This is a genomic window from Streptosporangium sp. NPDC000239, from assembly GCF_040300765.1.
Lineage (GTDB): Bacteria > Actinomycetota > Actinomycetes > Streptosporangiales > Streptosporangiaceae > Streptosporangium.
Window position 1 is genome coordinate 808770 of the sequence record NZ_JBEPEI010000001.1, and the last position, 12391, is coordinate 821160.

Consider the following 12391-nt stretch of genomic DNA (forward strand, 5'->3'; position numbering starts at 1 on the left):
GGTGAGTTCCCGTTCAGGCGTCGCGCAGCATGCAGGTCAGGCGTGAGCTGCACACCCTGCGGTCCCGCTCGTCGGTGATCTCGATCTCGTAGGTCGCCACGCTCCTGCCGCCGTGCACCCGGGTCGCGACGCCGGTGACGTGGCCGGAGCTGACGGCGCGGTGGTGGGTGGCGCTGATCTCGATGCCGACCGCGACACGCCCCTGGCCTGCGTGCAGGGCCGCCCCGATCGAGCCCAGGGTCTCGGCCAGCACACATGAGGCCCCGCCGTGCAGCAGGCCGTACGGCTGGGTGTTGCCCTCGACGGGCATGCGGCCCGTGACCCGCTCGGGGGAGGCCCCGGTCAGCTCGATGCCCATCCGTTCGACGAGCGCGCCACCGGCGCCGCCGAGGGTCTCTTCGAGGATCCGGGCGACTTCCTGTGGGTCTGTCATGGTCAAGGGGGCGTCTCCTTGTCGCGGGACCAGCGTTTTCTGTCGTATCAGGAGACTAGGCTTCCCCTGTGCCGAAGAACGAAGCGACCCCCTCGCGTCCGTGTCTGCTGCTGCTGGATGGACACTCCCTGGCATACCGGGCCTTCTACGCCCTGCCCGAGGAGAACTTCTCCACCACGACGGGGCAGACGACCAACGCCGTCTTCGGGTTCACCTCCATGCTGGTCAACGTGCTCCGTGACGAGCGGCCCACGCACGTGGCGGTCTGCTTCGACCGGTCAGAGCCGACGTTCCGGCATACGGAGTACCCGGAGTACAAGGCCAACCGCAGCGCGGCCCCGGACAGCTTCCGCAGCCAGATGAGCCTGATCCACGAGATGCTCGACGCCCTGCGCGTGCCGTACCTGTCGCTGGCCGGATACGAGGCCGACGACCTGATCGCCACGCTCGCCACCCGCGCCGCCGCGCAGGACATGAACGTGCTGGTCGTCACCGGTGACCGCGACGCGCTCCAGCTGGTCGACGAGCGCATCACGGTGCTGATGACCAGGGTCGGCATCAGCAACATGACCAGGTTCACGCCCGAGGCCGTGCTGGAGAAGTACGAGCTCACCCCCGCCCAGTATCCCGACTTCGCGGCCATCAGAGGCGACAGCAGCGACAACCTCAGGAACATCCCCGGTGTCGGCGAGAAGACCGCGGCCAAGTGGATCCGCGAGTTCGGCTCGCTGGAGGAACTGGTCAACCGGGTCGACGAGGTCAAGGGCAAGGTCGGGGACAAGCTGCGCGACCACCTCGACCAGGTCCTGCTGAACCGCCGTCTCACCCAGCTCACCCGGGACGTCCCGCTCGAAGCCGAGGTCACGGCGCTGACGGTCGGCCAGGGCGAGCGCGCCGAGATCGACAAGATCCTCGACACGCTGGAGTTCAGGGGCGAGCTGCGCGACCGGCTGTTCAAGACCCTCTCCTCGGCCGAGCCGGAGACGGGCGAGGGCTTCGAGGTCGAGACGGTCGTGCTCGGGCCGGACGAGGTCGGGCCCTGGCTGCGGGCCATGCCGGAGGGCCGGGCGGGCCTGGCCTTCCGGGGTTCCCACGGCAGCGGCACCGGGCGGGTCGACAGCGTCGCGATCGCCGCGCCCGGCGACGGCGGGCGCGGCGCGGCCTTCATCGACCAGACGACGCTCACCGAGGCCGACGAGGCGGCGCTGCGCGAGTGGCTGTGCGACGCGTCGCGGCCCAAGGCCGTGCACGACGCCAAGGGGCTGATCCTGGCGCTGTGGGCCCAGGGGATGGACCTGCGCGGGCTGACCAGCGACACGGCGCTGGCGGCCTACCTGGCGATGCCCGGCCAGCGCTCGTTCCCGCTTGAGGACCTCGTCCGGGTCTACCTGCGCCGGGAGTTGCGCGGGGAGGAGGACAACAGCGGCCAGGCCAGCCTGTTCGACGACCAGGAGACCGACGCCGCCCACGACCTCGGGCTGCGGGCCATGGCCGTGCGGGAGCTGGCCGACGCCCTTGAGGACTTCCTCGAACCACGGGGCGGCACCCACCTGATGGGCGACGTCGAGCTGCCCCTGGTGACGGTCCTGGCCGAGCTCGAACGGGCTGGGATCGCCGCGGACGGTCCCTACCTCAGCGGCCTGGAGGCCGAGTTCGGCGCCGCGGTCAAGCAGGCCGTCGACGCCGCGCACGCCGCCGTCGGGGAGCAGTTCAACCTGGGCTCGCCCAAGCAGCTCCAGGAGATCCTGTTCGTCAAGCTCGGGCTGCCCAAGACCAAGAAGATCAAGACCGGTTACAGCACGGACGCCGAACAGCTGGCCTGGCTGGCCACGCAGACCGACCACGAGCTGCCGGCCATCATGCTCAGACACCGTGACCAGGCCAAGCTGCGCGTCACGGTCGAGGGGCTGATCAAGGAGATCGCCGACGACGGCCGGATCCACACCACGTTCAACCAGATCATGGCGGCCACCGGGCGGCTCAGCTCGGAGAAGCCCAACCTGCAGAACATCCCGATCCGCACCGCCGAGGGCCGCAGGATCCGGCAGGGCTTCGTGGTCGGCCAGGGCTACGAGACCCTGCTGACCGCCGACTACAGCCAGATCGAGCTGCGGATCATGGCCCACCTGTCCGGCGACGCGTCGCTGATCGCGGCCTTCGAGTCCGGGCACGACTTCCACCAGGCGACCGCCGCGCGGGTCTTCGACATCGAGCCCCAGCAGGTCACCGGTGAGATGCGGGCCAAGATCAAGGCGATGAACTACGGCCTCGCCTACGGACTGTCCGACTTCGGGCTCTCCGGGCAGCTCGGCATCCCGGTGCAGGAGGCCAGGGCCCTCAAGGACGAGTACTTCGAGGAGTTCGGCGGCGTCCGCGACTTCCTCAACGCGATCGTCGTCCAGGCCAGGCAGGACGGCTACACCGAGACCATCATGGGCCGCCGCCGCTACCTGCCCGACCTCAACAGCGACAACAGGCAGCGCAGGGAGATGGCCGAGCGGATGGCGCTCAACGCGCCGATCCAGGGGTCGGCGGCCGACATCATCAAGGTCGCCATGCTCGGTGTGCACGACGCGGTCAAGGAGGCCGCTCTGCGCTCGCGGATGCTGCTCCAGGTCCACGACGAGCTGGTGTTCGAGGTGGCGCCGGGAGAGCTGGAGACCCTGCGTGAGCTGGTCGTCGACCGGATGAACGCCGCCTACTCGCTGCGCGTCCCCCTTGAGGTCTCCGTCGGGGTCGGCCGCACCTGGGAGGACGCGGGCCACTGAGGGCCGCCTTCCCGGTTCGATCCTCCGCACCCGCCCCGCGACGTTCCGCGGGGCGGGCGTCGTCATGATGTGGTTCCCGTGCGGACACCCAGTGGTGACCAGGTAGATCATTGGTTGTTTGCCCGGCCTGCCCGAGTCTGTTCTAGGGTGGTAATCCAGTCGAGATCTCGATGGGTACGGGAGTTTTGTGCGGAGTTCAGCGCCACTGACGCAGATCATCATGCTCGCCAACGTGGTGGTTGTGATCACCGCGGTGGTGGTGCTCCTGGTGCGCCCCGACGCGGCGCCGACCTCCGTCTCACTGGCGGGTACGGCGACGCCGCTCAGCACACCGCCGGTGACACCGCCCGCCCAGACCCCCTCCCCGCCGCCGTCGCCCGGCCCCTCGCCCGCGGTCACGCTGCCCTCCGCGGAGCTGCCGCCGCCGGTGGTGGCCTCGCCGGAGTTCGCCCGGCAGGTCAAGGCCAACGAGGCCGGAGTGGTCCCGGTGCTGATGTACCACCGCATCCAGAAGAAGCGGCTGGCCTCCATCGACAGGACCCCCGCCCAGGTGCGCCAGGAGATGGAGCGGCTGGCCAGGGACGGCTACGTGCCGATCACCGCGCACGAGTTCGTCACCGGCGACATCCGTGTTCCGGCGGGCAAGCACCCGGTCGTGCTGACCTTCGACGACGGTCACCCGAGCCACTTCGCGCTCGACAAGGCGGGCGTGCCGCTCAAGGACACCGCGGTCGGAATCATCTATCAGGTGGCCAAGAAGTACCCAGATTTTCGGCCTGTCGCGACATTTTGGGTAAATCATCAGCCCTTCGGGCTGCGGGACGCGCGCGCCCAGGAGAACGCGGTGCGGTGGCTGGCCTCGCGCGGCTTCGAGGTGGCCAACCACACCTGGGACCACCCCTACCTGCCGGGCCTGTCGAAGAAGCGGGTCGCCGAGCAGCTCGTCCGCGTCCAGCGGATGCTGGCCAAGTACGGCGCGGGCACCCCGGACACGCTGGCGCTGCCGTTCGGCGCCATGCCGCGCAAACGGTCGACCGTCCAGAAGGGCAAGTGGGACGGCACCTCCTTCGCCTTCAAGGGCGTCTTCCTGGCCGGCGCGCAGCCGTCGGTCTCTCCGTTCACCAAGGACTACGACTGGCGGGCGATCCAGCGGGTCCAGAGCAACGGCAAGAAGGGCGAATGCCGTAAGTGGTGCTCGCAGTACTGGCTGGAGTGGCTCAACAAGCACCCGGGCAAGCGGTACACGGCCGACGGGGATCCCGAACGCATCTCCGTTCCACGGGAACTTCGGGGTAATATCAGCCCGCAGTGGAAGCAGCGGATCAATGCCTACTGACGGCGTTGAGCCATGGCTTTGTCATCGGTGTGTCGTGCTACCGGATTGACCAGGCTCGTCTGTTCTCATATGCTGATCGCTGCGCTGTGGGCTCGCGTGTGTCTCGGACCGAGTGGGCTCGCGCTCGATCAGGCCGGTGGATTCCCGGCTGAACGATAAGAGGCCTGCCGCGTGTTCGCCACATCGACATCTGTCCGCGTTCGGAGCAATTCCACACATGACGAGCAGCACTGAGGCCACCTCGAGCACCCCGCAGGTAGCGGTCAACGACATCGGCTCCGAGGAAGAGTTCCTCGCAGCGATCGACCTGACCATCAAGTACTTCAACGACGGCGACATCGTCGAGGGCACCGTCGTCAAGGTCGATCGAGACGAAGTTTTGCTCGACATCGGCTACAAGACCGAGGGCGTCATCCCCTCGCGTGAGCTCTCGATCAAGCATGATGTCGACCCGGCGGACGTCGTCGAGGTTGGCGAGCACGTCGAGGCCCTTGTCCTCCAGAAGGAGGACAAGGAAGGCCGTCTCATCCTGTCCAAGAAGCGCGCCCAGTACGAGCGCGCCTGGGGCACGATCGAGAAGATCAAGGACGAGGACGGCATCGTCACCGGCACCGTCATCGAGGTCGTCAAGGGCGGCCTGATCCTCGACATCGGTCTGCGCGGCTTCCTTCCCGCCTCGCTGGTCGAGATGCGCCGGGTCCGCGACCTGCAGCCCTACGTGGGCCGTGAGCTCGAGGCCAAGATCATCGAGCTGGACAAGAACCGCAACAACGTGGTCCTGTCCCGCCGTGCCTGGCTGGAGCAGACCCAGTCCGAGGTTCGCCAGACGTTCCTCAACACCCTCCAGAAGGGCCAGGTCCGCAAGGGCGTCGTGTCCTCGATCGTCAACTTCGGTGCCTTCGTGGACCTCGGTGGCGTCGACGGACTGGTTCACGTCTCCGAGCTGTCCTGGAAGCACATCGACCACCCCTCCGAGGTCGTCGAGGTCGGCCAGGAGGTCACCGTCGAGGTTCTCGACGTCGACATGGAGCGCGAGCGGGTCTCGCTGTCGCTCAAGGCGACGCAGGAGGACCCCTGGCAGCAGTTCGCCCGCACCCACCAGATCGGCCAGGTCGTGCCGGGCCGCGTCACCAAGCTGGTGCCGTTCGGCGCGTTCGTCCGCGTCGAGGAGGGCATCGAGGGCCTGGTCCACATCTCCGAGCTGGCCGAGCGCCACGTCGAGATCCCCGAGCAGGTCGTCCAGGTCGGCGACGAGATCTTCGTGAAGATCATCGACATCGACCTCGACCGCCGCAGGATCTCGCTGTCGCTCAAGCAGGCCAACGAGAGCGCGCTGGGCGCCGACGTCGAGTTCGACCCCACGCTGTACGGCATGGCGGCGACCTACGACGACTCGGGCAACTACATCTACCCCGAGGGCTTCGACTCCGAGACCGGCGAGTGGCTTGAGGGCTTCGACCGCCAGCGCGAGGAGTGGGAGCGGCAGTACGCCGAGGCCCAGACCCGCTTCGAGGCGCACAAGCGTCAGATCGAGGAGGCCCGCAAGGCCGAGGCGGAGGCGGGCGAGGCAGCCCCCACCTCCTACTCGGGCGAGACCCCGGCCTCCGGTTCGAGCTCCTCCGCTCCGGCGGCGGGCGCTCTTGCCTCCGACGAGGCTCTCGCCGCCCTGCGGGAGAAGCTCGCGGGCGGTCAGAGCTGACCTCTTCCAGTGGTTGATGTGGCGATCTGAAGATCCGAGGAAGGGCCCCGCTCAGGCGGGGCCCTTTTTCGTTCCCGCCGGTCCGCCCGGGGCGCGCTCCCGGCCTGTCCGGTGCCGGGGGCCGGGTTCACCCGTCGCCGGTCACGCTAGGGTTGGCGGGTGACCATGATCGGGCGGGCGGCCCCCGCGGACGCGGGAGAGATCCTCACGGTCCAGCGGGCCGCGTACGTGAGCGAGGCCCAGCTCTACGGCGATCCGTTCATCCCGCCTCTGGTCGAGTCCGCCGAGCAGGTCGAGCGGGCGATACGGACCGGTGTCGTGCTCGTCGCCAGGCGGGACGGACGGATCGCCGGGGCGGTTCGCGGGCAGATGTCCGGCACCACCTGCCTGGTCGGCCGCCTGGTGGTCGCGCCCGACCTGCAGGGCGGGGGTGTCGGCGGCGCCCTGCTGGACGCCCTTCACGGGGAGATGGGCTCCGCCCTGGCGTTCGACCTGTTCACCGGGCACCTGTCGGAGGGCAACCTGCGGCTCTACCGCCGGCGCGGCTACCGTGAGACCCACCGGGAGCGGATGAGCGACCACCTGACCCTGGTCCACCTGCGCAGGCAGCGGTAGCGGCGCGTATTCTGCGGACCATGTTGAAGGTGGGGCTCACCGGAGGGATCGGTTCCGGCAAGAGCGAGGTGTCACGGCGTCTGGCCGCCAGGGGCGCCATGGTGATCGACGCCGACATGATCGCCCGTGAGGTGGTCGAGCCGGGAACCGAGGGGCTGGAACGGATCGTCGCGATCTTCGGGCCGGACGTCCTGCGCGAGGACGGCTCGCTCGACCGGGGACGGCTCGGCTCGATCGTCTTCGCCGACTCCGAGAAACTGGCCTCCCTCAACGCCGTCGTGCACCCGCTGGTCGGGGAGCGCGTCGCCGAGCTGCAGAGCCAGGCGGACGAGGACGCCATCGTCGTCTACGACGTGCCGCTGCTGGTCGAGAACAACCTCGTCCCGATGTACGACGTGGTCGTGGTCGTCGACGCGGCCGACGAGACGCGCGCCGGACGGCTGCTGACGCTGCGCGGCATGACCGAGGCCGACGTCAGGGCCAGGATCGCCGCCCAGGCGAGCCGTGAGGAGCGGCTGAGGGCCGCCGACGTCGTGGTGCCCAACGAGGGGTCCCTGGAGGAGCTGGAGGCCCGGGTGGAGGCTCTGTGGGCCGATCTGGCCGCACGCGCGAAGGCCTGAGCGCGAGGGCGTACGGCTGGGCTCCGCCTATGGGACGAGAAAGGACGATCCTCTTGGATGAGGACGCCTTACCGTAAATCGTCCAATCGGCTCAGGTGGCCGGGGGATCCGCTCCTCTACCGTCGAGTTACTTTCATCGGCGGCGGGGGGCGACGTGCGGGGCGTTCGAGGTGTGGGCGGGATCATGGCGGCCGTGACGGCCGTCGTTCTTCTCCTCGCGCCGTTGCTGTCGCCGAGCCCCGGCCTGCCCGGGCCGGGAAGCCTGATGCCCGGCGGGACGCCCGAGGGCCTCCACCTCCAGATCGCCGCCCATCCGGACGACGACCTGCTCTTCATGAGCCCCGACCTGCTGAGGCTGCTCGCGCGTGGCGCGAGCACCGTCACCGTCTATCTCACCGCGGGGGAGGGGACGGCGGGGGTCGGCGACGGGCACCCGCCCAGGCGGTACAGCATCGACAGGCAGCGGGGGGTCAGGGCCGCCTACGCCTGGGCCGCCGGGGTTCGTGACCGGTGGCGGCGGAACCTGATGACCGTGGGCAGGATCCGGGCCGAGGTGGACACGCTGGCGGACCGGCCACAGGTCCGGCTCGTCTTCGCCGGACTGCCCGACGGCGGCGACCCCAGGGCGGACGGCGGAAGGAGCGCCCTGAGCCGCCTGTGGGCCGCCTCAGAGGACCTGAGCTGCGTGCGCCCCTTCACCAGGCCCTCCGTCTGCCTGTCCCGCTCCGACGTCCTGGAGGCGCTCCGCGGGCTGATGCGGGTCTTCCGGCCTTCGGTGCTGAACACCCTCGATCCGGACCCGCCGCCGGGCGTCGCCGACCACCCCGACCACATCGCCGCCGCGAGGTTCGCGGCGGCGGCCGCCCCGCCGGGCGTCAGGGTGGTCGTCTACCGGGGCTACACCACGCTGCCCCTGCCCCCCAACCTCACCCCCGCCGAACACGAGATCAAGCGCGAGGCCTTCGCCGTCTACCGGGGACACGACTACCGGGCGGGCTCGGGCCGCCGCTATGACGCCTGGCTGCAGCGGATGTACCGCGGCCCCGGCGCGGCCTCGCCGTGAGGGACGTCACGGCGAGGGGTGGCGCGCCCGGGGGGCGTGGGGGCGGGGGAGCGGCCCCGGTCGGCGGGAGGCGGCCGCCGGGGCGCAGCCGTGAAAGGCGGGTCAGAACCAGCCGCGGCGCTGGGCCATCGAGTGCAGGCCCGCGCGCAGCGACTGCTCCACCTGGCCGGGGTGGTCGTCGTAGTGGACCGTGAACCGGTTGTAGGTGTCGTGACTCGAGGTCAGGAAGCCGCCGCGCTTGTCGGCCTCCAGGATGACGTCCACCGCCCGCGGGCCCGCGATGAAGGTCAGTTCGAGCTCGCTGAAGTGCCGGGAGTACTCGGGGCCGACGTAGTACTCGATCTCCTGGAAGAACGGCATCCGGGAGCCGTGCAGCGTGCCGCGCTCCAGGTCGGCCTTCTTGAAGCGGAAGCCCATGTTGTCGAGCGCGCCGAGCACGTGGTCCTGGGCGGGCAGCGGGTTGACGAACAGCGCGTCGAGGTCGCCCTTGTCCAGCGCCCCGGCCAGGGACAGCTCGGTGGAGACACCGAGCTGCATGCCGCGCAGCGGGTGGCCGCCGATGGCGCTGATCGGGGTCTCCCACGGGACGGGGATCTCGAACGGGGCCGACTGCGGCGCTCCCGCGGCCAGGTGGAAGGAACCGGTGATCTGCTGGCGCAGGAAGCTGTAGGTGGTCTTGTACTCGTTGTCGCCGCTTTCGACCTCGACGACCGCGGTGAAGTCGATGAAGATGCCCTCCACCCGGTAGTCGGAGCCGCCGCCGCGGAAGTTGACCTGTCCGCGCAGGGTCTCGCCGGGGCGGACGTTGGAGTTCAGCAGCACCGTGTCGACCTCGACGCCGGCGCCGAAGGCGGCCATGAGTTTACGGAACACCATTGGGGGACTCCCGGGGTTGAGATGTTTCAGTTGGGTTCAACGGACGGTTTGGCCTGGCCGTTCCCCGCGCCGCCGTCCGCGCTGAGCTGCGGCAGGAGCTGGGCGAGGAGCAGGGTGGCCAGCGGAGAGGTCTCGCCTGAGGCGCCGCCGGTGCGCACGACGATCGGGCGGGGGGCGTTCTCGGCGAGCTTGGCGCCCACGTCGAGACGGCGGCGGGCCAGCTCGTACTGGAGCACGGCGCGGTTGTCACGGTAGGAGTCGGCGAGCCTGCGCAGCCCCTTGGCCTCGTTCTCCGCCGAGGTCAGCTCGGCCCTGCCCCTGGCCTCGATCTCCCAGCGCACCCGCTGGGCCTGCGTCTCGTGCTCCTCCAGCATGCGGGCGACGTCCTTGCGGGCGGTGTTGGCCGCGGCCCTGACCTCGACGATACGGGCGTCCCTGGTCTTCTTGGCCCGCTCGATCTCCATGAGCAGGGTGTCGATGCGGCGCTTGCGGGTCAGCTCCCACTCACGCTCGAAGGCCGACAGCTCCTTGGCGACCTTCTCCCGGGTCGCCAGGTGCTGCTGGTACTGGTCGGGCAGCTGCACGTCGGGGATGTTCGCGCCGGTGATGCGCACGCCGTACCTGCCGAGCTGGCGGGTCAGCAGCTCCTGCATGTCTCCCACGTCGGAGCCGCGCAGGTCGTAGGCCCGCTCGGTGTGGACCCTGCGGCTGCGCTGGCGGATGGCGTCCTGTACGGCGCTGCTGAGCACGAGGTCGAAGTTGCCCGCCCCGATCGTCCTGACGAAGGCGACCGGATCGACGATGCGGAACTTCAGGAAGAACTCGATCGACTTCAGCGGCACGTTCTCCGCCGTCGGGCAGGCCGCGATCGGCGCCGAGTAGGGGATCTCGGTCGAGGTGTCCACGACCGCGTCGACCCGGTCCCAGGGCAGCCACAGGTAGTGACGGCCGGGGGGCAGGGTGCCGACGATCGCCCCCCACCGGCTGCGCACGCCGGTCGTGCCCTCCTCGATCTCGACGATGGCCCTGCGCCACAGCCAGACCAGGGCGGTCAGCAGGAAGAACACCGCGCCCACGGCGGCCAGGGCGGACAGGACGCCGCCACCGCCGAGCAGAGCGGTGCCCACGAGGTAGAGCGCGAACATCAGCAGCGCGACCCAGGCGAAACCCCTGCGGTCCTTGGGGATCACGACCGGGACGATCTGGCCGGACTCGCCGCCGCGCAGCAGCTGGCGGATCTCCGACCAGGAGGCCAGCGATTCCTTGATCTTGGAGAACTCTCTGCTCATCTTCAGGCGTCTTCCTGCGCGGCGGGCGGTACGGCGTGCGGGGCGTGCGCGGGCTCCCCATCGGTGACCTGGGCGGTTTCCCGGCCGGCGCCCTGGTCGGCGCCCTGACCGGTCTCCTGGCCCGCGTCCTGGCTGAGCAGGGCGGTGATCTCGGCCTCGCGGTCCTCGACACGGCGGCTGATCTCGGTGATCCGCGCCCGGATCGCGGCGGTGTCCGCCTCGGAGAACAGCCGGGCCTCCCCGCCGCCGACGAGCTGCCCGGCCAGGGCGAGCAGGTCGATGTCCGTCGTCTCACCGACCTGCACCACGCGGGGCAGGTGGGCGGCGACGGATTCGAGCCTGTCGAGCAGGTCCTGCTGGAAGCGGTGGTCCAGGATCTCCGGCGCCTGCGCCGCGCTCAGCGCCCTGATGTCCAGTGCCTGGGCCTCAAGCAGCGCCGCGTTGGCCTTCGCCGTCGACTCGGCCTCGACCAGCCGCTGGCCCGCCTGGGCCTTGGCCTGGTTCGAGGCGCGTTCCAGAGCGGTGTCCATCCGGGCCTGGTAGCCCGCGATCTCCGCGTGGATGGCCGAGAGCTGCTCCTGCAGCCCGGCGAGCTCCTTGACCAGGTCGCCCTCGTTCTGCTCCTTGCGCAGCTGCAGCTCGTACTCGTAGGTGTAGGCCTCCTTGGCGACCCTGATCATCTCCGGCGCCGCCAGGTCCATCCGGTACTCCTGGCTGGAGGGCTCGGCGTGGGTGATGTTCACGTCGGTGAGCCGTACGGCGGGCAGGAACTGCTGGTTGAGGCTGTCCAGCATGCCCAGGGTGCTCTCGCCGACCAGGTCGTAGATGTCCTCGGCGCGCTGGGCGTAGATGAGGGAGCGGGTCACCTCGCTGATCGCGTTCTGCAGCTTGGCCTGGAAGCCGCCGACCGAGCCGAGGACGAAGATGAACTCGGCCGGGTCCTCGATCCGGAACTGCAGGAAGAGGTCGACGCTCGCCTTGACGCCCTGCTGGGTCGGGGCCTCGCGGATGGGGGCGTTGAAGGGGTACTCACGGGTGGTGTTGACGATGTAGCTGACCCGCTTCCACGGGTTGAGCAGCGTCACCCGCCCGGGTTCGGCGATCTGGACGAGCTTGCCGAACTTGGTGATCAGCGCCTTGCAGCCCTCGGGGACCATGACGACGCTGCGCCGCCACCACAGGAACGCCGCGGCCAGCACCAGGACGGCCCAGTAGTGCGGGCCGAACAGCACCCGCGCGCCCTCGGGCAGGCCGTTGGCGATCAGGCCGACCAGGCCGAGCCCCGCCAGGACGACCAGAGGGATGACGACCCGTGCCGTGGTGCTCTTGGGGATCACCACGGGGGAGATCACGTGGACCGCCTCGCCGTTCTGGCCGCTGCCGCTGAAGCTGCGGTTGACGATCTCCCCGGCCTCGTTCAGCGAGGCGCTGCGGGCTTCGATCAGCGTGCCGACGGACGCGCCCTGCTCACGCGCGGCGAGGAAGTCGGTGGGGTTGAGCGTGAAGCCCTGTTCCCCTGCCTGTCCCGTCACCTGACCGGTGAGCTGGCCTGCGACCTGCCCGGCGATCTGGCGCAGGTCTCCGCCCTGGCCGTACGCCTGGGCGGCCGCGACCGCCGCCTGGATGGCCTCTTTTGGCCGCGACATCACACCTCCGTGGGTCTTGTCCGAAAGCCCGATATATCACGCTTTG

General features: G+C 69.7%; 10 protein-coding genes. 6 read left to right on the plus strand and 4 right to left on the minus strand.

From position 1 onward, the window contains the following. Positions 1–13: 13 nt before the first annotated feature. Positions 14–433: a PaaI family thioesterase gene (locus ABT340_RS03705; RefSeq protein ID WP_352009080.1), complete on the minus strand. Its 420-nt coding sequence runs from the start codon at positions 431–433 to the stop codon at positions 14–16. 68 nt (positions 434–501) lie between these two features. Between ABT340_RS03705 and polA the strand changes: the two genes are divergently transcribed. The 6 genes from polA to ABT340_RS03735 all read left to right on the plus strand — a co-directional run bounded on the left by polA (position 502) and on the right by ABT340_RS03735 (position 8534). After that, a complete protein-coding gene (gene polA, locus ABT340_RS03710) occupies positions 502–3201 on the plus strand; it encodes a DNA polymerase I (RefSeq protein WP_352009081.1) in 2700 nt (899 codons plus the stop codon). 187 nt (positions 3202–3388) lie between these two features. After that, positions 3389–4537 (plus strand): polysaccharide deacetylase family protein, encoded by a 1149-nt coding sequence (locus ABT340_RS03715; protein ID WP_352009082.1) that lies wholly within the window; start codon positions 3389–3391, stop codon positions 4535–4537. 217 nt (positions 4538–4754) lie between these two features. Further along, complete coding sequence (gene rpsA, locus ABT340_RS03720) at positions 4755–6236, plus strand: 30S ribosomal protein S1 (protein WP_352009083.1); 1482 nt, start codon at positions 4755–4757, stop codon at positions 6234–6236. A 165-nt stretch (positions 6237–6401) separates the two neighbouring features. Next, entirely contained in the window at positions 6402–6851 is a 450-nt protein-coding gene (locus tag ABT340_RS03725) for a GNAT family N-acetyltransferase (protein ID WP_352009464.1), read from the plus strand. Positions 6852–6871: 20 nt separating this feature from the next. Next, positions 6872–7471 carry a dephospho-CoA kinase gene (gene coaE, locus ABT340_RS03730; protein WP_352009084.1) on the plus strand — a complete coding sequence of 200 codons (600 nt, stop codon included), beginning with the start codon at positions 6872–6874 and terminating at the stop codon, positions 7469–7471. Positions 7472–7664: 193 nt separating this feature from the next. Continuing rightward, the gene (locus tag ABT340_RS03735; RefSeq protein WP_352009085.1) at positions 7665–8534 is read left to right on the plus strand and encodes a PIG-L family deacetylase; all 870 of its coding nucleotides are present in this window, start codon (positions 7665–7667) and stop codon (positions 8532–8534) included. Positions 8535–8636: 102 nt separating this feature from the next. On the opposite strand, the gene ABT340_RS03740 is transcribed toward ABT340_RS03735, so the two are convergent. From ABT340_RS03740 to ABT340_RS03750, 3 genes are read right to left on the minus strand one after another with little or no spacing between them, the layout of a single operon-like run. Then, on the minus strand, positions 8637–9410 hold the full coding sequence (locus tag ABT340_RS03740; RefSeq protein WP_352009086.1) for a sporulation protein: 774 nt from the start codon (positions 9408–9410) through the stop codon (positions 8637–8639). A 26-nt stretch (positions 9411–9436) separates the two neighbouring features. Continuing rightward, the gene (locus ABT340_RS03745; protein WP_352009087.1) at positions 9437–10699 is read right to left on the minus strand and encodes an SPFH domain-containing protein; all 1263 of its coding nucleotides are present in this window, start codon (positions 10697–10699) and stop codon (positions 9437–9439) included. A 2-nt stretch (positions 10700–10701) separates the two neighbouring features. Further along, the gene (locus tag ABT340_RS03750; RefSeq protein WP_352009088.1) at positions 10702–12345 is read right to left on the minus strand and encodes an SPFH domain-containing protein; all 1644 of its coding nucleotides are present in this window, start codon (positions 12343–12345) and stop codon (positions 10702–10704) included. Between the last annotated feature and the right edge of the window lie 46 nt (positions 12346–12391).

What these genes read in the sequence shown, in the direction of transcription:
- ABT340_RS03705 (WP_352009080.1), bottom strand. Translation starts at nt 433, where the DNA reads ATGACAGACCCACAGGAAGTCGCCCGGATCCTCGAAGAGACCCTCGGC.
- rpsA (WP_352009083.1), top strand. Translation starts at nt 4,755, where the DNA reads ATGACGAGCAGCACTGAGGCCACCTCGAGCACCCCGCAGGTAGCGGTC.
- ABT340_RS03725 (WP_352009464.1), top strand. Translation starts at nt 6,402, where the DNA reads ATGATCGGGCGGGCGGCCCCCGCGGACGCGGGAGAGATCCTCACGGTC.
- coaE (WP_352009084.1), top strand. Translation starts at nt 6,872, where the DNA reads ATGTTGAAGGTGGGGCTCACCGGAGGGATCGGTTCCGGCAAGAGCGAG.
- ABT340_RS03740 (WP_352009086.1), bottom strand. Translation starts at nt 9,410, where the DNA reads ATGGTGTTCCGTAAACTCATGGCCGCCTTCGGCGCCGGCGTCGAGGTC.
- ABT340_RS03745 (WP_352009087.1), bottom strand. Translation starts at nt 10,699, where the DNA reads ATGAGCAGAGAGTTCTCCAAGATCAAGGAATCGCTGGCCTCCTGGTCG.
- ABT340_RS03750 (WP_352009088.1), bottom strand. Translation starts at nt 12,345, where the DNA reads ATGTCGCGGCCAAAAGAGGCCATCCAGGCGGCGGTCGCGGCCGCCCAG.